The following is a 22,221-nucleotide window of genomic DNA, read 5'->3' as shown; positions in this document are numbered from 1 at the left end:
AGGATAACGGCCATGCCGCGCATGAAAGGCGGGGATCTCATCTCCGACTTCCTGATCCAGGAAGAAGTCCCCTATATTTTCGGCATCTGCGGCCACGGCAACGTCGGCCTGCTCGACTGTCTGTGGGAACGCCAGGACAGGATCAAGCTCATCTCGCCGCGCCACGAGCAGACCGCGGGACACATGGCGGACGCGTATTTTCGGGTGGCGCACCGCCCGGTCGCAACGCTGACTTCGTGCGGCCCGGGTTCCTGCAACCTGGTGATGGCGACGGCCTGCGCGTCCGCCGATTCCTCCGCATTCTATGCAATCTCCGCCAACGTGCCGACCTCGCAGTTCAACCGCGGCCCCTTCCAGGAAAGCAATCGCAACCAGGCGGCCGAGTTCCCGGTCTCGCTGCGGCCTTACGTCAAGCGCAGCTTCCAGCCGACGCGAGTGGACATGCTGCCGCTCGCCTTGCGCCAGAGCTACAACCTGATGCTGACCGGCCGTCCCGGCCCGGTCAACCTCGACGTGCCGTTCAATCTGTTTCAGGAAGAGGACGACGTCGAGATGCTGCGCTCGGATCGGCTCTCCGGTTTCGCGCGTCCCGGTGCCGCGCCCGACGACGTGAAGCGGGTCGTCGACCTGATTCTCGCGGCGCAGCGTCCCGCATTTTTCGTCGGTCACGGCGTGACCCTGGCCGAGGCCGGGCCGGAGCTGACCCGGCTGGCCGAGCAGTTGAACATTCCCGTCATTACGTCCCCGAATGGAATGGGGACCGTACCGATGCCGCATCGCCTCGCGCTCGGCTTCATCGGCCGCAACGGCGCCTATCCGGCCAACCAGGCGGGACGGCATTGCGACCTGCTGATCGCGGTGGGTGCGCGCTTCGACGACCGTTCTTCGTCTTCGTGGATCCCGGGCTATTCGTGGAATATGCCGCCGACGAAGCTGGTGCATGTCGATGTCGATCCGGCCGAGATCGGGCGCAACTACCCGGTCACGCTGGGCATCATTGCCGATGCAAAGGTTTTTCTCGCCCAGGTAGCGAACGAAGCCACGAGCCGCAGCGCGTCCGGCAAGGGCTTCGGCCCCTGGCTGGAAACGATTGCCGGATGGCGCCGCGAGTGGGACGCATTCGTCAAACCAAACTTCGACTTGAGCGGCGAGCCGTTGCGCCCCGAGCGCGTAGTGAAAGAAGTGCGCAACGCGCTGCCGGACGACGGCATCATCTCGCTCGACAGTGGCGTGCATCACAACTGGTTCATGCAGTTCTGGGAAGCGCGCCGTGCGCAAGCGATGCTGAACACCTGGGGTTTCTCGGCGATGGGATTCGGCGTCAGCGGCATCCTCGGCGCCAAACTCGCCGCACCCCATCGGCCCTGCCTCGCAGTCGTCGGCGACGGCGGCTTCAGCATGACCCCGCACGTGCTCGCCACCGCTGTGGAATACGATATCCCGGCGGTCTGGCTGGTGTGGAACAACTATTCCTGGGCCGCGATCCGCGACATTCAGTACGGCATGTTCGACGGGCATGAAATCGGAACGGGCTTCTACGCGGGACCGAAACGCGAACCCTACAGCCCCGACTTCGCGGCAATGGCGCGCAGTTACGGCGTCGAAGGCATCGCGGTAAAACATTCCGACCAACTCGGCGATGCCTTGCGCCATGCCTTGGCGCTCGGCAAGCCTTGCCTGCTCGACGTGCATGTCGACGACAAGATCAAACCGCCGGGCACCGGTACCTGGCAGCTTCCGCCGACGCCGTTCCGGGAGCCCGCGTTCGGCAAGCCGCTGAAGCGCACGGTGTCCCAGTCATGAGCGCAGTCGTTGCCGGGAACGGCTTCCTGCCGGTCGCCGCGAAAGGACTCGCGGGTAATGTCTGGCAAGACGCCGGGCGTTACATCGAAATTCGCGATCCGTATCGCGGCGATGTCGTCGGCAGTGCGCCGGTTTCCTCCAGAGCAGATCTCGACGCCGCGCTGGATGCCGCAGTTCAGGCGCGCGAAAAGGCGGCCGCCATGCCAGGTTACGAACGCGCTGCGCTGCTACGCCGCGTCGCCGCACTGGTCGAGCGCGACGTCAAATCATTGTCGGAGCTGATGACGCGCGAGACCGGCAAGGCCATCAAGGATTCCGAGGGCGAGATCCGGCGGTCGATGGAGACTTTTGCGCTCGCCGCCGAAGAAGCCATCCGCATCGAAGGACGGCACGTGCCGCTCGACGGCAGCGCCATGGGCGCCGGGAAGATGGCGTTCCTGATGCCTTTCCCGGTCGGCGTCGTCGCCGCGATCACACCGTTCAACGCACCGTTCAACCTGGCGGTCCACAAGATCGCGCCTTCGATCGCGGCCGGCAACACCATGGTATTGAAGCCGTCGCCGCAGGCGCCGTTGATCGTGCATCGCCTGGTCGAGTTGATGGTCGAAGCCGGCGCGCCGGCCGGCATGCTCAACACCGTCTACGGCGGCGCCGAAATCGGCGCGGCGCTGGTCGCCGATGCGCGCGTCGAGTTCATCACCTTCACCGGATCGAGCCGGGCCGGTGCCGCCATCAAGGCCGCGAGCGGTCTGCGTCGCGTTGCGCTGGAACTGGGTGGCAACGGTGCGACCATCGTGCACGACGATGCCGACCTTGCTCCCGCGGCGGCCGTCTGCGCGCGCAATTCGATGCGACTCGCCGGCCAGAGCTGTATCTCGGTGCAAAGCGTTTATGTCCAGGAGCGCGTCGCCGACGCCTTCCTCGGATTGATGGAAGCCGAGGTACGCAAGATGAAGCTCGGCGATCCGCTCGATCCGGCGACCGACGTCGGCACGCTGATCGACGAAGCAGCGGCACGACGCGTGGAGGGATGGGTGCAGGAGGCCGCCCTCACCGGGGCACGCATTGCAATCGGTGGCCATCGTCACGGCGCGGCTTACGAGCCAACATTGCTGGCGAATCTCAAACCCAAGATGAAAGTCGTCTGCGAGGAAGTGTTCGGTCCCGTGGTCAATGTGATTGCGTACAAAACCCCGGCCGACGCCTTTGCGGCGATCAACGCCGGACCGTACGGGTTACAGGCCGGCATCTTCACCCGATCCAACGAGGTTTCTTTCGCAGCGATCCGCGGCCTGCGGGTCGGCGGCGTGATCGTCAACGGCAGCTCCACCTGGCGCACCGACCAGCTCGCTTACGGCGGCGTGAAGGCCAGCGGCACCGGGCGCGAAGGCCCGCGCTACGCCATCGAAGAGATGACCGAGCAGCGGCTCGTCGTCTTCAATCTCTGAACGGAAGGCAGGCGGATGCGAGTCCTGGTGACGGGCAGCAGCGGGTTTCTCGGCGCTGCGGTCGTGCGCGCGCTGCTGGCGCGCGGCGATACGGCGATCGGATTCGATACACAAGCCCGCCAGGGCGGCTCTGCCGATGGCCGGCTTGTCCAGGTAGCGGGCGACATCACCGATTCGAAGCGTGTCGCGCAAATCGTCGCGGCTCACGGACCCGATGCCGTCATTCATTGCGCGGCCATTGTCAGCGTGCTCTCATCGGTCAACAGTCCGATCCAGATCGCGCGGGTCAATATCGAAGGCTCGCTGAACGTGTTCGAGGCGATGCGGCTCGGCAAGGTCAGGCGCTGCATCCACCTCAGCTCCGAGGAAGCGTATGGCGCCTTCCGCGTCGACCGGATAGACGAGAGCCACCCGCTCGATCCGGTCATGCCCTACGGCATCTGCAAGGCCGCGGTGGAACAATTCGGCCGCACCTATCGCGACCTGCACGGTCTCGAAGTGATCAACCTGCGTCCGTCGTGGGTCTACGGGCCTGGTCTGCCGCGCGACCGCATCCCGAAAAATCTGATCGACGCGGCACTGGCCGGGCGAAAGCTGCATGTTCCGTCCGGCGCGGATTCGGCGATCGACCACACTTATGTCGATGACGCGGTAGCCGCCATCCTCGCGGCCCTCGATCACCCGCAGCATCGCTACGATGCCTACAATGTCGGCAGCGGCGCAGCCGTCAGCGTTTCCGAACTGATCGCGCTCGTCCGCGAACTGGTGCCCGGCGCCGAACTTTCGGTCGGCCCCGGTCCCTATCGCCATGGCGACCGCATCGAGATCGTCAGAAAGGGCGCGCTCGACGTCAGCCGCGCCGCCGCGGAATTCGGCTGGCGTCCACGGTTCGACATTCACACCGGGCTGGCCGCTTACGTGAAAGCCCTGCGCGAACAACAAACGGTATCGCAGAACTGAGGGAGGAAACCTGATGGCAAAGAAAAAAGGCGCTGCAGTGAAACGCAAACCCGCAATCCGCGCGGCCGCGTCGGTGATGTGGGACGAGCTGCCGGCGCACATCGGCGGCGCGTACTCGAAGCTGCTGGTGCGGCCGGAGTCCTGCGGCTCGAAGAGCATCGACTACCGCGTTTCCGTGTATCAGCCCCGGGCTTACGTCGAACCGCACCGGCACCGCATCCAGGAGCAGGTCTATCACGTCATCGACGGCGAAGCCCTCATGGAGATCGAAGGCGAGCGCACCGTGGTGCGCAAGGACGACGTGATTTTCATTCCGCCCGGCGTCAGGCATGCGATCTACAACACCGGCATGACCGACCTGCGCTTCATCGTCGTCACGTCGCCGCCCGACGAGTGATTCCCGGCCTCGCACAGGACACAACAGGGGTTCCTTCCATGGCATCTAGAAAGTTTTCCATCCTGCTGACGGCCTTTTTGTGGTTCGCCGGCGCGCATTGCGCGTGGTCCCAGGAAGCCAAACCGATCCGCATCGGCGTCGTCACCTATCTGTCCGGCCCCGGTGCCGGGCCGATGGGCGTTCCCGCGCGAAACGCCGCCGAGCTGACTTTCGAAGCCCTGAATGCCGGATCAGTGCCCGCTCCGCACCAGACGAAAGGTTTCGGCGGCAACCCTATCGAGATGGTGCTGATCGACGAAGCCGGATCGACGAGCAATGTCGTCACGCAATTCAGGAACCTGGTCCAGAGCCGGAACGTCGACATGGTCATCGGCTACATCTCCAGCGGCAGTTGCTTGGCGGTCGCCCCCATCGCCGAAGAATTGAAAATGCTGACCGTCATTTTCGACTGCGGCACACCCCGCTTGCTCGAAGATGCGTCCTACAAGTACGTGTTCAGAACCGCATCGCACGCGACCATGGACAGCGTTGCCGCGGCGAAGTATGTCCGGGAGCGCCTGCCCAACGCCACCCGCATAGCGGGCATCAACCAGAATTACTCCTGGGGCCAGGACTCGTGGAAGGACTTCGAGGCATCGATGAAGGCACTGGCGCCCGCCATCGAGGTCACGACCTCCCAGATGCCAAAACTGTTTTCCAGCCAGTATGGAAGCGAGATCTCCGCCCTGCTCGCGGGGAACCCGGACGTCATTCATTCCAGTTTCTGGGGCGGCGATCTCGAGGCTTTCATCCTGCAGGCTGTCCCGCGCAACCTGTTCGGCCGCAGCACGGTCGTGCTCACGACCGGCGACGCGCAGCTCCACAACCTCGGCACCAGAATTCCCGACGGCACCGTCATCGGCGCGCGCGGCCCGCACGGCGTGTTCGCGCCGGACAACGAACTGAACCGCTGGTTCAGAAGCGCCTACGAGAAACGGTATGGTGCGCCGCCGCCCTTTGCCGCCTACCACATGGTGCAGGCGATTCTCGGCACCAAGGCCGCGTACGAAATGGCGAAGTCCGCGACAAATGGCAAGAACCCCGGCACGGACCAGGTCATCGTGGCTTTCCAGGGTCTGAGTTTCGAAACGCCGAGCGGCACCACCCGGATGGCGCTGGGCAACGGACATCAGGGCATCCAGCCAATGGTGTATGGCATGACCAAAGCGGTCGGCGGCAAGCTGACGATGACGAACGTGACGCGCTACACCGCCGAGCAGGTCAATCCGCCGGAAGGCGTGAAGAGCGGGGACTGGATCAAGTCGGGCTTCGCACGTTGATGGAATCGGCGATTAGGCAATCGGTTGATTAGGCGATTATGCGATTAAGTAATTTAGTAATTGAGTTGGCTAATCGCATAATCACTTAATCACCCAATCACTGCCGTCAAAGCATGGAAAAAATTCTACTCGTGCAGGGCGCCAACATGAGTTTCCTCGGGCGGCGCGAACCGGAAATCTACGGCAAGACCACGGCCGCCGAACTCGACACGATGCTGCTCGCTCACGCAAAGGCCAACAAATATCAGCTCGATATTTTCTACACCAACATCGAAGGCGAAGCGATCAACCGGCTATACCGTGCGGTCGATGACGGCGTGCAAGGCCTCGTTATGAATCCCGCCGGCTTCAACCACGCCGGCTACGCGCTGCGCGACTGCGTGCGCGCACTGCCCTTTCCGTACGTGGAAGTCCACATGACCAACATCGAGAAACGCGAGATCCGCCCGCTTCTCGCGTCGGTCGCAGTCGGAGCGGTGTTCGGTTTCGGCGTGCACTCTTACGTGCTTGGGCTCGACGCAATGCTGAAGCTGCTGCGCAAGTAGGCGGGGTTTGCGCGCGCTATTCGGCGTTCATCCTCCAGCGCTGCAGCAGGCGATCGACCGAGACGAGCCCCGGACCGGCGATCGCCAGCCAGAGGAATATCGCCATGTAGGAAAACTCCTCGAAGCCGAGCAGCGCATCCAGGGAATCGATTTCCTGGCGTTTGGCCGAAATGATCGCGACGATCATCACCACGATCAACGGGGCGGCGGCGATCCGCGTGAACAGGCCCAGCAACAGCAGCAGGCCGCCGCCGAATTCCACTGCGGAGACGAAGGGCGTCATGATCTCGGGGAAGGGGATGCCCCAGCCGGCGAAGTTCTCGATCACCTGCGGCAGGTTGTTGAGCTTGCCCCAGCCGGTGATCAGGAATACCCAGCCGACGGTCACGCGCGCAACCAGCGGACCCAGCCAGGCAAAATGACGCGCGATGCTTTCCGGCCAGTCGATCAGCCACGTAGTCAGCAACTTCATTATTCCCCCCCGTCTATTTATATGGAACGAAACGGGGTGCGGCCGAACCCGCTGCGAAACTAGATCGCGGACAGCCCCCCGTCCGCCAGATATACACCGCCGGTGCAGATACTGGATTCATCGGAAGCCAGGAACAGCATGACGCTGGCGACTTCGGCGGGCGTGCCGTAGCGCTTCAGCGGCAATCCGGAGAGGATCGTCGCGCGCGCCTTCTCGGGCGCGCCGGGTGAGCGCCCTTCCTCGATGTTGCGGATCATGCGGGTTTCGGTCGGGCCCGGCAGCACGCAGTTCACCCGGATATTGAACGGGGCGCATTCCACGGATGCCGTGCGCATCAACCCGATCTCCGCGTGCTTGCTCGCGATATAGGCCGAGTTGCCCTGGCCCCGCGCCTTGATGCCGCCGATGGACGAAGTAATGATGATGCTGCCGGCGCTCCGCTTCTTGATGGCCGGGATCGCGTACTTCAATCCCAGGAATACACCGCGCACGTTCACCGCCATCACCTGGTCGAACGCATCCAGCGGGTAATCCACGATCGGTGCTGTCACACCCTCGGCCCCGGCATTGGCGACGAAGATGTCGATGCCGCCGAACTTCTGTTCCACCGCCTTGATGAGACGTTGGTTGTCCTCCGGTTTCGACACGTCGGCAACGATGTAAGCCGCATTGCCCTCGCCCGCCGCTTTGACCGCCGACGCCAGTCCCGCTTCATTGCGTCCAGCCAGCATCAGCTTCGCGCCTTCCCGCGCGAACAGTTTGACCGCGGCCAGGCCGATGCCGCTGCCGGCACCGGTGAGGACGACCGTCTTATTGGCGAGTCTCATTTCTCCTCCGAAAGATTAAAATCTCGACGCAAATACCCTACGTGCATAGCACGTCGGAGTACCCTTTTAGGCGCAAAGGATACAAAGGTACGCAAAGAAGAGCGGGATTTGTCGATGCACGGTAATGGTGAAACCGATCCGTCGTAGGTACGGTGCACCCGCGGCAGTTCAGACGAATACTGCAGGTGAAACGCCAAAGCGCTCGGCGAGCTTTCTGATCTGGCGTGTGTTCAGTTCTCGCTTGCCCGCCATGACCTCGGACACTACCCCCTGGGTACCGATTTCAGGCAGATCGCTTTGCCGCAACTGGTGCTCCCGCATCAGAAACTTCAACACTTCGGAGGGCTTGCCGGCCGGCAGCGCCATGTGCTCGTTCTCGTATCTCTCGACAAAAACACTGATCGCATCGGCAAGCTCCGCCATAGGATGCTTCTCGTCCTCCCCGATCTCGTCGAGAATCGCGTCAAGCATTTCGACCGCACGCTCATACTCCTTCCTCGTGCGCAAGCTACCCAACGGGATGACCGCACGCAGCCGACGATACTCCTGCATGATCTCCTTCATTTCAGTGGCGGACATTTCTATTCCTTCCAATTGCTGCGATCGTACTCGACGTGTGTGAGCACATGCCTGATGTATATTTTCTTCCGGTTGTAGTGAATGGCTGCAATCAACCGGTATTTGTTGCCACCGATATCAAAGACGGTGAACTTTCTGACTTTATCCGCTGACCGGAAGACCTGCTTGAGATCGGCGAACGAATCAAAATCTGTCCTGGATACGATGGCGTACCAGACACCGAGCGGTGCTTCGGCGTCCCTGTGCTTGGCCGAGAACTCCCTCAACCGTTTCCTGGTGATGACATGCACAAACGCACTGTATATCTCAATTCGAGATACCGCAATAGCAGTTAGCGGGCGTTACGTACCTGGAAAGGCGTCTGTCGAAATGCTGGATCAACCATTCCCAGATTCTCCTGTAATAACTGTCAATTCAGGGATGCCCTATGTGCTGGGGCAGGCCGTCATCGATATCGAGCCATGGCACCTTCGACTCGATATGAATATGCATGGACGGCCGCACGCCGGGATCGTCATCCAGCGTACCGAGGGCCAACGCGAACGTATTCGGCCGTGTCGCCCTGATGAACTGCAACGTCGAGCCGCAACGCCGGCAGAACGTGCGCGTCACTTCGGGCGAAGATTGATAGGAGGCGATGTCCTCTGCGCCGGAAACCAGGACGAAATCCGCCTTCTGAACCCGCGCATAAGTTCCGAAAGCCGCGCCGTGCGCCTTGCGGCACATCGAACAATGACAATGGCTCGCGGGTCCCAGCGGTCCGCGCACTTCGTAGCGGATGCTACGGCAGAGACAGCTGCCTCGGATCATCTGTGTCGCTCCTAACGTCGGTCAATGCAACTATGCAGCCTGACCCACTTGCTTCCGTTGCGCTCAAGCTCGACAGGTGCTCGACCAACATGGGCGCACCGAGGATGCTTTCGGGCGACTGAAGCGACACAATGTGTAACCCATGTCCCCGGACTATTTTGTTGCCGATCTCCCCGGCCGCTCAACGTCACTTGGCTTCGGATTGCCGAACGACGCCCTATGATGAGCCGGCGCTGGCGGGCGAGCACAAACGAAGCGCCACAATTTGCGCAACCCAGTCTATTGCTTTGGAATGAAATCGCCCTTTACGTGCTGATGAATGAACAGAATGCAGTCCTCGGGCCCGACGCACGCATCACCGTGCCACCCCATCCCGGGCTGAAACACGTAGGAGCCGGGCGCTAGGTCCTTCTCGTCGCCCCCGTCAAAGGAATGGCGCCAAGTCCCCTTCACATTCATGCCGTAGTAGTCGCCAGTGTGAGCATGAATGGGCGCGACAAACCCGGCGGGTATCTTGAGCAGCATCGCGTATTCGCCCGTGCTGCGATCCCCCCAAAGCGGGGCCATTTTCACCGGGGAACCGGGATTCAGCTCCCTCCATTCCATTTCGTCGGCGGGGATCATGGTTCCGGGTTTTCCACCATCTGCGGCGTGCCCGAATCCAGCAGCGGCTGTCAAGAAAAGACCCAGCAACAATTGTTTCTTCGTCATGACGCGTCTCCTCGTGAGTAGGCCACCGGCCGAGATGTCGGCCGCGCGGCTAAATGACCCGTTTCAACTATCAACGAACAAGATGGTTGTGCGACTATCTCTTTCGTGACGCCCAACACCAACGCTCAGAGGCGCGTTGCTTTGAACGCGTCCTCTGGGGTGTTTTGTTCGGCTCATCAGATCTCATCCATGCGCGTCTGCGACGCGAGCCAGCTAACTGGAATAACGTCGGTATGACCTGCGCCGATTCCTCTTGTATAAGCATAGTTCTCGCGCAGAGACGTATACGCGTGGCCACCGCGAGTTGTGCGCATGTGCTCCACCATATCTGTATTTATGCGTCAATAGTGACATCTAACTTGGACGACTGCTGGATAACCTGGCTCATAAGCGCTTCGCAATGCGTTCACAAACAAAGCGTTGGATTGATGATGCCGTATGTCTAGCGCAATAACAAAGATGCCAAGCCCTGCAGAGCAGGCCTTGCTTGGCGGTCGCCACGGTCCGCCAACATCCACCTCTGCATTAACGCCTTTAAGCTGTTGCCCCGCGCGGTACGGTGTACCAAGCAGATAAGGATTGCGGGTAATATCGGAACGGACAGCAGCGCAACAATTGCGTGCTGCCAAATACAGCGACAAGCGGGCCGACTATTCTTCGGTGTTGCGGATGAACTCGCCCAACAACTTCTTGAGCTGCTCGGCCTTGCGCGGCCCGACGGCTGCCGTGACGGCATCATGGTGGTCGTCGACCAGCGCTCTCAGGCGTGCGACCAGTTCGAGCCCCCGATCGCTGATGTAGACGAGCACACGCCGGCTATCGGCCGGATCGGCGCGCCGGTGCACCAGGCCACGGCTGACGATGCGATCCAGCGTCTTGGTCAGCGCCGGATGATTCATGAGTACCGCAGCGGCCAGGTCTCCCATCGACCGGCCCTGTTCGTCGCTCAGCACTTCCAGAATCCGCCAGTGTTCCGTCTGCACGCCTTCTTCGTTCAGCGCGCGCTCCATTTGCGCGCTCATCTGCCGGTTGGCTTGCGCAAGCAGGTAAGCGAGGTAGTTCGTGATCGGTTCGGCGGCCATTGATCGCGATGCGTGAGTCATATGGAGAAGCCTTTCGGCATGGCGTAGTATACGATCGATTCGCCTGAAAATGACACACGTGGTCCGGTCAGACCGGGCCTGAGCATTCGCCGCGCCCTTTCACCGGCCTTCAGGTCGGATAACATCGGGCCCCGGGAGCAGTTCACAGTGACGACGGACATCGTGCAATCTGCTTCTACTCCGGCCGGCGGGTTTGTCCTGCCGGCACTGCGCCGGACGAAACCGCCGCGCAGAGAAGCAGGCCGGGCCTTCGAAGCGCGATTCGATCGCATCCACGACCATGCTTATTCGATCGGACTGTTCGTTCCGACCAGCGGCGCGCTCGGCATCTGGGGTCCCTCGACGATAGCCTGCGCGCGACTTGCCGCGGAAGAGATCAATCGCGCCGGCGGCCTGCTCGGGCGGGAAGTACGTCTGCTACTGGTCGACGCGGCCGACGAGCGCTCCGATCTCGTCGAGCAGACCGGGCAGGTGCTCGCGGACGGGGAGATCGACGCCATCGTCGGCATGCACACCAGCGCCGTACGCCAGCGCCTGCTCGAGCCGATCGGCGGTTCGCTGCCTTATGTCTACACCCCGCTCTATGAAGGCGGCGAACGCTCGCGCGCGGTCTATACGATCGGCGAGACGCCGCAACAGCAGCTCCGTCCAGCCATCCACGCGCTGGGTTCGCGCTTCGGCCTGAAACGCTGGGCGCTGCTCGGCAACGACTACATCTGGCCACGCACTTCGCATGCCCTCGCCCGCGTGTACGTGAAGGAAACCGGCGGGGAAGTCGTGGACGATCTCTACCTGCCGCTGGGCACGAGCCATTTCGATCCGGTGCTGGAGCGCCTCGCCCGTCTAAAGGCGGATGCCGTACTGCTGTCGCTGGCCGGACAGGACGCCATCGAGTTCAGCCGCGACTTCGGCGCGGCCGGTCCGCTGGTTCGCGGCATGGTGCGCTTGTCCTGCGCCATCGAGGAGAACGGCCTGCTCGCCATGGGCGCGGAAAATACCGATCGCCTTTATGCCGCAGCCGGTTATTTCTCGGGCGTGCAGTCCGACGCCAACATGGCGTTCAAGGAACGTTACTACACCCTGCACGGCGATCACGCACCCACGCTCAACGCGCTCGGGCAATCGACCTACGAAGGCGTGCACTTCCTGGCGGCCCTGATCCAGCGCTGCCACCAGTCCCCCAGCGGTTCTTCCGTGTCGGGCCGCACGCCTCTGCAATACCGCAGTGCCCGGGATGCGGCATACATAAACAACGACCACAAGCTCTACCCGATGTACCTCGCCCGCGCCGAAGGGCACCTGTTCGAAGTCGTCGAACGTCTTTAAGGGCTTGCACCCGGATTGCCACGGGGCATCCGCCCGCCAATTTCCTTTCCATGGAAAATATTTTCCTTGACTTGGAAAATATAGGGCGCCGAGAATAAAAGCCTGAAACGCTTCGCCCGTCCGTTGGACGGGCGTCCCCTCCAGAACCCTAACCAGACTCCCGGGAGGTCGCTGTGGCTGTCTTTCTAGCGATCGTTGTTGCGGTCATCGCCATCGCCGTCGTCGTGGCGTTCATGAACCGTTTCTACCGTAAATCCACCCGCGACATAGCGCTGGTGCGCACCGGATTCGGCGGCCAGAAGGTGGTCCTCTCCGGCGGTTGCCTGTCGCTCCCCTTCCTGCACAGGGTCGAGGAGATCAACATGCGTACCAACCGCGTGGAGGTCAAACGCACCGGCGACAAGTCGCTGATCACCACGGACCGCATCCGCGTGGACGTGGAGCTGGAGTTCTACGTGCGCGTGCAACCGTCGGCAGACGGCGTGGCCACCGCGGCGCAGTCCATCGGTGCCCGAGCGCTGAATCCTGAAGGCATCCGCAACCTGCTGGAAGGCCGCTTCATCGACGCCCTGCAGTCGGTGGCGGCCGCCGAGACCATGGACGCGTTGCACGAGAAGCGCGGCGAGTTCGTGCGCCACGTAGCCGAGCAGTTGCGGGACAACCTGGCTCACAACGGTGTGCTCCTGGACTCGGTCTCGCTGACCCGCCTCGACCAGGCGCCGTTCCAGTCTCTCGACGAGAACAATGCCTTCAACGCGGTCGGCATGCGGCAACTGGCCGAAATCATCGCCACCAACAAAAAGCGCCGCACGCAGATCGAAGCGGAAGCGGACATCGCGGTGCGTGAAACCCAGCTCGAAGCCACCAAGCGCCGGCTGACACTGCAGCAGCAGGAAGAACAGGCGCAAATCTCACAGCAACTGGAAATCGAAAAAACCAAGTCCGCGAGTAATGCGGACGCGGCAAAGGCGCGTGAAGACGCCATGGCGGCCAGCGAAAACGCGCGCATCGCACGCGAACGCGATACCAAGGCGATGGAACTCGCCAAGCAGCGGGATTTGCGCAAGCTCGAAATCGAATCCCAGCTCCAGTCGGAACTCAACAAGGCCGACAGCGCCATCCGCCTCGCGGCCAAGCACGTCGAGGAAGCGAAGGCCCAGGCCGACGCCGAGCGCGCGCGCGCGGGTGTCGCGCTCGCACAGGAGCACGTGCAGACCGAGCGCGAACGCGCCGTCGCCGAGCGCTCGCTCGAGCTCGCGTTGAAGCGCGTGCATGAGGAGGGGGAGGTCGAATCGGCAAAGGCCGAAACCGAGGCCGCCGTGGTGATCAAGCGGGCGCAGGCGGACTCGCAGGCGGTGCGCACGCGGGCGGATGCCGAGCGCCTGCGGCTGCTGGCGGAGTCGGAGGGAAACAAGGCCAGGCTCACCGCGGAAAACACGCGCAGCGACAGCCTGATGAAACTGGAACTGGAACGCTATCGACTGGAAAAAATGCCGGAGATCATCGCGCAGTTGATGAAACCGGCGGAAAAGATCGAGAGCATCCGCATCCACCAGGTAAGCGGCCTGGGTGCCGTACCCGGAACGGCGGGCGGCACGGGCGATGCCGCGAACCGTCCCCCGATCAACCAGGTGATGGACAGCATTCTCGGCATGGCCCTGCAACTGCCTGCCCTCAAGAGTATCGGCGAATCGATCGGCTACGATTTTTCATCCGCGCTGCCGAAGACGCCGGGAACCGAGCAGCAAGACAACAAGAAGTCCTGATCATCCAACTTCATCCTTGACGGGGAGAGACTGAAATGACGTATACACGGCGTGAATTTCTACGGGCGGCGGGTGCCGCCACGGTCGCGGGCGGGCTTCCGGCAGTGGCATTTTCGGCGGACAAGGAGATCAAGCTCGGATCCGTGCTCGACAACTCGGGCAACCTCGACATCTACGGCAAGCCGATGGTGATCGCCACCCGGCTCGCGGTCGACGAGATCAACGAGGCGGGCGGATTGCTCGGGCGCAAGATCAAGCTGATCCAATACGACACGCAGTCGGACATCGCGCTGTATACCAAGTTCGCGCAGCAGCTCGCGCGCGAGGACAAGGTCGACGTCGTGCACGGCGGCATCACTTCCGCCTCGCGGGAAGCCATCCGCCAGACTTTCAAGCGCAGCAACACGCTTTACTTCTACAACGTCCTCTACGAAGGCGGCGTATGCGACCGCAACACCGTGGTCACCGGCACGACCCCGGCGCAGGCGGTGGAGCCGATCGTGGAGCGCGCGATGAAGAAGTGGGGCAACAAGGTCTATGTCCTGGCGGCCGACTACAACTATGGCCAGATCACCGCCAAGTGGATCTCGTACTACGTGGATCAGCGCAAAGGCACCGTGGCGAAAACGGATTTCTTCCCGCTGGATGTCGCCGATTTCGGATCGACCATCGCCAAGATCCAGCAGGAGAAGCCGAACTGGGTGGTTTCCGCGCTGGTCGGCGGCGCGCACATGTCCTTCTACCGCCAGTGGGCGGCTTCCGGTATGAACAAGAAGATCCCGCTTGCCTCGACCACCTTCGGCGTCGGCAACGAGCACTTGGCTCTTTCCGCGGCGGAAGGCGACGGCATCCTGATCGCCGGCAACTACAGCCAGGAATCCACATTGCCGGCGAACAAGCAGTTTCTCGCAGCCTGGCAGAAGCGGTTCGGCGATACCAAGATCGTGCACGAAATCGCGGTGTCGCAGTACCAGGGTATCAAGTTGTGGGCCGAGTGCGTACGCAAGGCCGGGTCGGTGGATCGCGAAGCCGTGCTCAAGGCGATCGAGTCCGGCGCTTCCATCGAGGGGCCGGCGGGCACGGTGGCGATCGACGCCAAGACCCACCACGCGTCCCTCGACATCAACGTCATGGAAGTCAAAAACCAGAAGCTCGCCATTCTGGAAACGGTCAAGCAGCGCGCGCCCTCGGATACCGCCCGCTACTGCGACCTGCAGAAGAATCCGAACGAGAACAAGCAGTACGAAGTCGACATCTGAGCCCAAGGCGACGATTGAACCGATGGACTACGCGGGCGTCGTCTGCCTCGAAATCCTGTACATGATCGCGTTCCTGGCGCTGACCAGCGCCGGGCTCGCGATCGTGTTCGGGATGATGCGAGTGATCAACCTGGCGCACGGCGAGTTCGTGATGCTGGGCGGCTACACCACCATCGCCTGCTACAACAACGGCATCAACATTTATTTCGCCATGCTGGTGGTGGCGCCGGTGGTAGTCGGCCTCGTCGGCCTGATCGTCGAGCGCACGATCATCCGCTTCCTGTACGGCCGCATGATCGACACCATGCTGGCCACTTGGGGATTGAGCCTGCTGCTGATAGGACTGGTGACGCTGATCTTCGGCAACACCGCGGTCAGTGTCCCTGCTCCCGTATCCGGTTATCAGCTCGGCGAATACCAGATGGGCGGATACAACCTCTTCATCATCCTCATTACGGTGGCGCTGACACTCGTGATGTGGGCGGTGCTCAGGTTCACGCGCGCCGGCCTGATCGCGCGCGGCGCGATGCAGGGTCCCGATGTAGTGTCCTCTCTCGGCTACGATCCGCGCAAGATCTACATGTACACCTTCACCGCAGGCGCGGCGCTGTCGGGCCTTGCCGGCGGGGTACTGGCGCCTCTGACGGGTCTGTTGCCCTCATCGGGCGGCGCTTACATCGCCAAGGCATTCATCACCGTCATCACCGGCGGCGCTGCGGTCGTCTCGGGCACGCTGTCCAGCGCAGTCGTCTTCGGCACCGTCAACCAACTGGTCTCGTTTGCCGCCCATCCGGTGATCGGCGAGCTCGCCATGCTGGCGCTCGCGATCATTCTGCTGCGGCTGATGCCGAAGGGCATTACCGGACGCTTCTTCCGGGACGGCACATGAGGGGCTGGCCGTCCGTCGGTCGCATGCGCTGGGGCTGGTTTTTGCTGGCGACGGCGATCCTCGTATTGCTGCCGCTGGTAACCGACACGCTCACGCCCACCATACTGCTGATCTGGGCGTTGTTCGCCCTGTCGCTCGGCATGATGTGGGGCTATGCCGGCCTGCTCAGCTTCGGGCACGCCGCGTATTTCGGGCTGGGCGCCTATACGTATGCAATAGCCGTCGTCAATATCGGCGAGAGTACCGTGCCGCTGCTGCTGGCCATGCTCGTACCGACAATCTTCGCGGCCGTGGTCGGCGCGATGATGTTCTACGGACGCATCAGCGACGTCTACATGGGCGTCATCACGCTGGTGGTCACCCTCATCCTGTTCAAGTTCATGAGCGCGACCGCCGGCGACGCCTATGTGATCGGCAAGGCGCGCCTCGGCGGATTCAACGGCATCCCCGGCTTCCAGACGCTGAATGTGCCAGGCTATCCCGAGATCTCGCTGTTCGGTGTGCCGACCTACTACGTGTGCGTCGCGTCGCTGCTGATCTGCTATCTCATCTGCCGCTGGATCCTGGCGCGCTCCTTCGGCCGGGTGCTGGTCGGCATCCGCGAGAACGAGGCGCGCTGCGAATTGATGGGCTACAACGTTCCCGCGCTCAAGACCGCGATCTTCACCGTGTGTGCGGCGATGGCGGGCCTGGCCGGGTGCCTGTTCGCCAACTGGGCGGAGATCGTCACCCCGCGCGTCTTCAGTCTCGGCCAGGCGGCCGAAGTGCTGATCTGGGTCATCGTCGGAGGACTCGGCACATTGGTGGGTCCGATCCTGGGCGCGATGGCGCTCGGCTACGTGAAGCTGTTGCTTGGAGAACAGACCGTGATCGACAACTCGCTGATTCTCGGCGCGCTGTTGATCATCGTCGTGCTTGGCATTCCACGCGGCGTGGTGCCCTCGCTGCAACGCTTATGGTCGGCTGGCAGCCGGCGCGCACGCCGCCGCCCCGGTGATTCCGGCTCGCGCCGCACGCTCGGCGCCTCGGTGCGGGAGCGCCCATGAGCGGCGTGGTGGAAACCCAGGAGCTGACCATGCGCTTTGGCGGCGTCACCGCCGTGGATGGGGTCGACTTCTCGCTGCAAGAGCGCGAACTACGCTGCCTGATCGGCCCGAATGGCGCGGGCAAGAGCACGTTCTTCAAGTGCCTGACCGGCCAGTACGCGCTGACCTCCGGGAATGGCCGCGTAATCATCCGCGGCACCGACGTCACCGGCTGGAGCACGCACGATATCGTGCGGCTGGGCGTCGGCATCAAGACCCAGGTACCCTCGGTGATGAACGGTCTGACCGTGCAGGAGAACCTGTGGTTGTCGGCGCGGCGGGTGCACGGCTGGGCCGGCGCGGCCGGCGCCGTCGAGCAGATCAGCGCCGAACTGCAACTGGGCGACCAGTTGCGACAACTGGTCGGCGAACTGTCTCACGGCCAGCGGCAGATGATCGAGATCGGCATCGTGCTGATACAGCATCCGTGGCTGGTGCTGCTGGACGAGCCGGCCGCCGGCATGACCGGCAACGAGGTCGACCGGTTGATCGGCGTCATACAGCGCATCAACCTGACCGCGTCGGTCATCGTCGTCGATCACGACATGGAATTCGTGCGCATGCTCGGATCGCGTGTCACCGTGTTCCACCAGGGTTCGATCCTCCTGGAAGGCCCGGCGGAGAAAGTTCTCGTCGATCCCGCCGTGCGCGAAGTCTACATAGGCAACCGCGCGGCATGAGCGCGACCTCTTCCACTCTCGACGGCCCGAACGATAGCCTGGCGCCCGGAGCGAATGCGCGCGTGCTGCTCGAGGTTCACGACCTGCGCTCGGGCTACGGTCGCATTCCGGTGCTGCACGGCGTGAGCCTGCGGGTGCACGAAGGCGAGGCGCTCGGCATCGTCGGACACAACGGCATGGGCAAGACGACGCTGCTCAAGACCATCGTCGGATTGCTTCCGGCCGTTGGCGGACGCATCCTGCTGGATGGCACCGATGTCACTCGCGAGCCTGCACACCTGCGCAGCCGGCGCGGGCTCGCCTACGTGCCGCAGGGGCGCGGCATTCTGCCGGGCCTGAGCACGCTGGATAACCTGCGGCTTGCCTGGACCGGCGACTCGCATGAATCCGAACAGGAAGCAGTCGACCGCTGCCTGTCGTTGTTTCCGCGCCTCACTCCGCTGCTGGACCGGCGCGGCGGCGCGCTGTCGGGCGGTGAGCAACAGATCCTCGCGCTGGCGCGTGCGCTCATTCCGAACCCCTGGATCGTGCTGCTCGACGAACCTTCGGAAGGCGTGCAGCCGTCGATCGTGCACGAGATCGGCCAGTTGCTGTTGCGACTGCGCAAGGACGCGGGACTCGCCATCGTCATCGTCGAGCAGAATCTCGATCTCGTGCTCGACGTTGCCACGCATATTGCGGTTCTCGAGCGCGGACAGGTCGCTCGCGAGTTCAGTCCCGACGAGATGGGCGCCGGCAGCGCGCTGGTGGAAGCGCTCGGGCTGGGCTCGGTGCGCATGGCGCGCGGCACGCAGACTGTCGCCCGTGCGGCACCCTCACCGAGGATTCCACGCACCGCCCCGCCGCCACAGTCCGTTCCAGCCGCGCACCAGGCGCCGCAGGCGGCACAACACCCCGCACCCGTTTCACCGACCAAACCATCGAACGGCAATACCGCGCCGACAGCAGGAGCATCTATGTCCAGAGTCAAGCGTCCAACGCACGATCAGATGAAGGAGATCGTGTCGTCGCTGCACATGAGCATGTCCGATCCCGAGATTGCCGAGTATCTCGAAGTCATGGAAGGCTCGATGCAGGCCTACGACCGGCTGCAGGAGCTTCCGGACAACCTGCCGCCGGTGCGCTATCCACGTACGCCGGGCTACCGTCCGGGCGCCGCGGAAAATCCGCTCAATGCGTGGGCGGTGAAGTCCGAGGTGCGCGGGGCGGCGTACGGCCCCCTGGCTGGAAAACGCGTCGTGCTCAAGGACAACGTCTGCCTCGCCGGCGTGCCGATGATGAACGGCGCGTCGACGCTGGAGGGCTATGTGCCGGACGTCGATGCCACCATCGTCACCCGCATCCTCGATGCGGGAGGCATCATCGTCGGCAAGTCGCATTGCGAATACTTCTGCCTTTCCGGCGGCAGCCATACGTCGGCGCTCGGTCCGGTGCACAACCCCTACAAGCATGGTTACGCCGCGGGCGGATCGTCCTCCGGTTCGGGTGCGCTGGTCGGCTCCGGCGAAGTGGAAATGGCGATCGGCGGGGACCAAGGCGGATCGATCCGCATGCCGTCCTGCTGGTGCGGTTGCTATGGAATGAAGCCCACCCACGGACTGGTTCCCTACACCGGCGTGATGCCGATCGAGGCCACCATCGATCACACCGGGCCGATCACCGCGACGGTGGCGGACAATGCGCTGCTGCTGGAAGTGATCGCCGGAACCGATGGGCTCGACCCCCGGCAATACGATGTGCGCGTGGACAAGTACACGGCGGCGCTGGGCCGCGGCGTTGCCGGCATGCGCATCGCGGTGGTGAGCGAAGGCTTCGGCCACGCGGCAAGCGAACCGGACGTGGATCAGAAGGTGCGCCAGGGCGCGGAGCGCCTGCGGGCGCTGGGCGCGACCGTCGACGAGTTGTCGATCCCGATGCACCTCGACGGCCCTGCGATCTGGACCGCCATCGCACTCGAAGGCCTGCAGATGCAGATGATGCACGGTAACGGCATGGGGTTTAACTGGAAGGGTATGTACACCACGAGTCTGCTCGACGCGCACGCGAACTGGCGCGCCCGCGCCAACGAACTGTCACGCACGCTCAAGATCTCCATGCTGGTCGGCGAGTATTTCGTGCGCCACTACCGCGGCCACTTCTATGCAAAGGCGCAGAACCTGTCGCGCCTGCTGCGCCAGGCTTACGACGACACGCTCAACCGCTACGATCTGCTGTTGATGCCGACGCTGCCGATGAAGGCGACGCCGATTCCCGACCAGAACGCACCGCTGGCGCTCTACTGCCAGCGCGGCTTCGAGATGCTGCCGAACACCTGTCCGTTCGACGTTACCGGCCATCCCGCCATGAGCGTTCCCTGCGGCATGAGTCATGGACTGCCCATCGGGCTCATGCTGATCGGCAAGCAGTATGGAGAGTCGACCATCTATCGCGCAGCGAGCGCGTTCGAACAACTGGGCGACTGGCGCGGTTTCTAACGACGGACATGGGCGCCAATCCATTCCTCTCCGACTGGCTGAAGGCCGGGCGCGACGATCCGCGCCGGCCGCGAAGCGGCCTGTCCCAGGTCGCGGGCACCACCGAAGAGGCGCTGAAGTTCATGACCATCGCCGCGCTGCTGGATCGTGCCGTCGAGCGGCATGGCGCGGGCGATGCGGTCATCTTTGCGCCGACGCGCGAACGCCTGTCGTGGCACACGCTGCGGCAACGCTCCGACGATGTCGCAGCAGGACTGCTGGCGCTCGGCGTCGACCGCGGCGATCGCGTCGGCATCTGGGCGCCGAACTGCGTCGAGTGGCTGCTGGTCCAGCTCGGCAGCGCGCGCATCGGCGCGATCCTGGTCAACATCAACCCTGCCTATCGGGGCGGCGAACTGGAACACGCGCTGCAGAAGACAAAGTGCCGGGCGCTGATCATGGCCGCCCGGCACAAATCGAGCGACTACGTGGCGATGCTGAAGGCGCTCGCGCCGGAAATCGAAACATCACCCGCATCGCAGCTGCTGCGCACGGCGCGCTTCCCGTTCCTCGAGCGCGTGGTGCTGATCGGTGACGGCGCGCGGCCCGCCGGGATGCTCTCCTTCAGGGAACTGACCTCGCTTGCCGGCCCGGCGCATCGCAGCCGCCTGCCGAGCTTGAGCGCGGCGCTGGATCCTGATGATCCGATCAACATCCAGTTCACCAGCGGCACGACCGGGCTGCCGAAAGGCGCGACCCTGTCCAGCCGCAATATCGTCAACAATGCGCGTTACAGCGCGAAGGCGATGCGGCTCAGCGAGCGCGACCGGCTGTGCATCCCGGTGCCGCTGTACCACTGTTTCGGCATGGTGCTCGGCGTGCTGGTCTGCGCCGCGACCGGCGCGACCATGGTCTTTCCAGGCGAGAGCTTCGACGCCGGAGAAACGTTGCGAACGGTGCAGGACTATCGCTGCACGGTGCTACACGGCGTGCCCGCGATGTTCATCGCCCTGCTTGGTCATCCCGAATTCGCCATGTACGATCTCTCGTCGCTCAGGACCGGGATCATGGCGGGTGCGCCCTGCCCGATCGAAACCATGCGCCGCGTCGTTGCCGAAATGCACATGCACGAAGTCACCATCGGCTACGGCATGACCGAGACCAGCCCGCTCTCGTTCCAGAGCGCGGTGGACGATCCTATCGAGCGGCGTGTCTCGACCGTGGGCCGCGTCCTGCCACACCTGGAAGTGAAAATCGTCGACGAGCACGGCCGCATCGTTGCCGTCGGCAAACGCGGCGAACTGTGCACGCGTGGCTACGCGGTGATGCTGGGCTACTGGGACGATGCGGATGCGACGCGCGAGGCGGTCGATGCCGCCGGCTGGATGCACAGCGGCGACCTTGCCACCCTGGATGCCGACGGCTACTGCAACATCGTCGGGCGTCTGAAAGACATGCTGATCCGCGGCGGCGAGAACGTATTCCCGCGCGAGATCGAAGAGTACCTCTACCGGCACCCGAAGGTACTGGAGGTGCAGGTGTTCGGAATTCCGGACGCCAGGCTGGGCGAGGAGATATGCGCCTGGATCGTGCTCAAGTCGGGCGCCGTTGCAACCGAAGACGAAATCCGCGACTTCTGCCGCGGACAAATCGCGCACTACAAGCTGCCGCGCCACATCCGCTTTGTCACCGAGCTGCCCAAGACCGTGACCGGCAAACCACAGAAATTCGCCATGCGCGAACTCATGATGCGGGAACTGAATCTGCAGGAATCCCGGACGGCGTAAGG

The 22,221-nt window shown here is 63.2% G+C and carries 21 protein-coding genes; 14 read left to right on the top strand and 7 right to left on the bottom strand.

Features of this window, described 5'->3' with window-relative positions; translation table 11 throughout:
• Positions 1-12 precede the first annotated feature (12 nt).
• The 6 genes from HY067_19365 to HY067_19340 all read left to right on the top strand — a co-directional run bounded on the left by HY067_19365 (position 13) and on the right by HY067_19340 (position 6,472).
• Entirely contained in the window at positions 13-1,803 is a 1,791-nt protein-coding gene (locus HY067_19365) for a thiamine pyrophosphate-binding protein (protein MBI3530111.1), read from the top strand.
• Entirely contained in the window at positions 1,800-3,251 is a 1,452-nt protein-coding gene (locus tag HY067_19360; GenBank protein MBI3530110.1) for an aldehyde dehydrogenase family protein, read from the top strand. Before HY067_19365 ends, HY067_19360 begins: the two co-directional genes overlap by 4 nt.
• 15 nt (positions 3,252-3,266) lie before the next feature.
• Positions 3,267-4,211, top strand: a complete 945-nt coding sequence (locus tag HY067_19355; protein ID MBI3530109.1) for an NAD(P)-dependent oxidoreductase — start codon at positions 3,267-3,269, stop codon at positions 4,209-4,211.
• 13 nt (positions 4,212-4,224) lie between these two features.
• Positions 4,225-4,608 carry a cupin domain-containing protein gene (locus tag HY067_19350; protein MBI3530108.1) on the top strand — a complete coding sequence of 128 codons (384 nt, stop codon included), beginning with the start codon at positions 4,225-4,227 and terminating at the stop codon, positions 4,606-4,608.
• Between the two features lie 38 nt (positions 4,609-4,646).
• The gene (locus HY067_19345; GenBank protein ID MBI3530107.1) at positions 4,647-5,927 is read left to right on the top strand and encodes an ABC transporter substrate-binding protein; all 1,281 of its coding nucleotides are present in this window, start codon (positions 4,647-4,649) and stop codon (positions 5,925-5,927) included.
• Between the two features lie 113 nt (positions 5,928-6,040).
• The gene (locus HY067_19340) at positions 6,041-6,472 is read left to right on the top strand and encodes a 3-dehydroquinate dehydratase (GenBank protein MBI3530106.1); all 432 of its coding nucleotides are present in this window, start codon (positions 6,041-6,043) and stop codon (positions 6,470-6,472) included.
• Between the two features lie 16 nt (positions 6,473-6,488).
• Here HY067_19340 and HY067_19335 read toward each other — a convergent pair whose 3' ends face one another.
• The 7 genes from HY067_19335 to HY067_19305 all read right to left on the bottom strand — a co-directional run bounded on the left by HY067_19335 (position 6,489) and on the right by HY067_19305 (position 10,953).
• Positions 6,489-6,944, bottom strand: a complete 456-nt coding sequence (locus HY067_19335; GenBank protein MBI3530105.1) for a DoxX family protein — start codon at positions 6,942-6,944, stop codon at positions 6,489-6,491.
• A 59-nt stretch (positions 6,945-7,003) separates the two neighbouring features.
• Positions 7,004-7,771, bottom strand: a complete 768-nt coding sequence (locus tag HY067_19330) for an SDR family oxidoreductase (protein ID MBI3530104.1) — start codon at positions 7,769-7,771, stop codon at positions 7,004-7,006.
• Positions 7,772-7,939: 168 nt separating this feature from the next.
• Complete coding sequence (locus tag HY067_19325) at positions 7,940-8,323, bottom strand: transcriptional regulator (protein MBI3530103.1); 384 nt, start codon at positions 8,321-8,323, stop codon at positions 7,940-7,942.
• Between the two features lie 29 nt (positions 8,324-8,352).
• Positions 8,353-8,640, bottom strand: coding sequence for a type II toxin-antitoxin system HigB family toxin (locus tag HY067_19320; GenBank protein MBI3530102.1), 288 nt, complete (start codon positions 8,638-8,640; stop codon positions 8,353-8,355).
• Between the two features lie 124 nt (positions 8,641-8,764).
• Positions 8,765-9,160, bottom strand: a complete 396-nt coding sequence (locus HY067_19315; protein MBI3530101.1) for a GFA family protein — start codon at positions 9,158-9,160, stop codon at positions 8,765-8,767.
• A gap of 279 nt (positions 9,161-9,439) precedes the next feature.
• Positions 9,440-9,871: a DUF4437 domain-containing protein gene (locus HY067_19310; protein ID MBI3530100.1), complete on the bottom strand. Its 432-nt coding sequence runs from the start codon at positions 9,869-9,871 to the stop codon at positions 9,440-9,442.
• Positions 9,872-10,521: 650 nt separating this feature from the next.
• Positions 10,522-10,953 (bottom strand): MarR family transcriptional regulator, encoded by a 432-nt coding sequence (locus HY067_19305; protein MBI3530099.1) that lies wholly within the window; start codon positions 10,951-10,953, stop codon positions 10,522-10,524.
• Between the two features lie 291 nt (positions 10,954-11,244).
• On the opposite strand from HY067_19305, the gene HY067_19300 reads away from it, so the two are divergent.
• The 8 genes from HY067_19300 (at position 11,245) to HY067_19265 (ending at position 22,219) form a co-directional block, all read left to right on the top strand.
• Complete coding sequence (locus tag HY067_19300; GenBank protein MBI3530098.1) at positions 11,245-12,300, top strand: substrate-binding domain-containing protein; 1,056 nt, start codon at positions 11,245-11,247, stop codon at positions 12,298-12,300.
• A gap of 173 nt (positions 12,301-12,473) precedes the next feature.
• Positions 12,474-14,066, top strand: coding sequence for a flotillin (locus HY067_19295; protein MBI3530097.1), 1,593 nt, complete (start codon positions 12,474-12,476; stop codon positions 14,064-14,066).
• Positions 14,067-14,101: 35 nt separating this feature from the next.
• On the top strand, positions 14,102-15,325 hold the full coding sequence (locus HY067_19290) for a transporter substrate-binding protein (GenBank protein MBI3530096.1): 1,224 nt from the start codon (positions 14,102-14,104) through the stop codon (positions 15,323-15,325).
• A gap of 22 nt (positions 15,326-15,347) precedes the next feature.
• Positions 15,348-16,214 (top strand): branched-chain amino acid ABC transporter permease, encoded by an 867-nt coding sequence (locus tag HY067_19285; protein MBI3530095.1) that lies wholly within the window; start codon positions 15,348-15,350, stop codon positions 16,212-16,214.
• Positions 16,215-16,237: 23 nt separating this feature from the next.
• The gene (locus HY067_19280) at positions 16,238-17,260 is read left to right on the top strand and encodes a branched-chain amino acid ABC transporter permease (protein ID MBI3530094.1); all 1,023 of its coding nucleotides are present in this window, start codon (positions 16,238-16,240) and stop codon (positions 17,258-17,260) included.
• Positions 17,257-17,979 (top strand): ATP-binding cassette domain-containing protein, encoded by a 723-nt coding sequence (locus HY067_19275; GenBank protein MBI3530093.1) that lies wholly within the window; start codon positions 17,257-17,259, stop codon positions 17,977-17,979. Before HY067_19280 ends, HY067_19275 begins: the two co-directional genes overlap by 4 nt.
• Complete coding sequence (locus tag HY067_19270; GenBank protein ID MBI3530092.1) at positions 17,976-20,453, top strand: amidase; 2,478 nt, start codon at positions 17,976-17,978, stop codon at positions 20,451-20,453. The genes HY067_19275 and HY067_19270 overlap by 4 nt, the downstream gene beginning before the upstream one ends.
• 122 nt (positions 20,454-20,575) lie before the next feature.
• Positions 20,576-22,219 carry an AMP-binding protein gene (locus HY067_19265; GenBank protein ID MBI3530091.1) on the top strand — a complete coding sequence of 548 codons (1,644 nt, stop codon included), beginning with the start codon at positions 20,576-20,578 and terminating at the stop codon, positions 22,217-22,219.
• The last annotated feature ends 2 nt before the right edge of the window (positions 22,220-22,221 follow it).

This window comes from Betaproteobacteria bacterium (assembly GCA_016194905.1).
Classification (GTDB): domain Bacteria; phylum Pseudomonadota; class Gammaproteobacteria; order Burkholderiales; family JACQAP01; genus JACQAP01.
The sequence above is the reverse complement of the archived record's forward strand: the minus strand, read 5'-3'. Positions and strand labels throughout refer to the sequence as shown.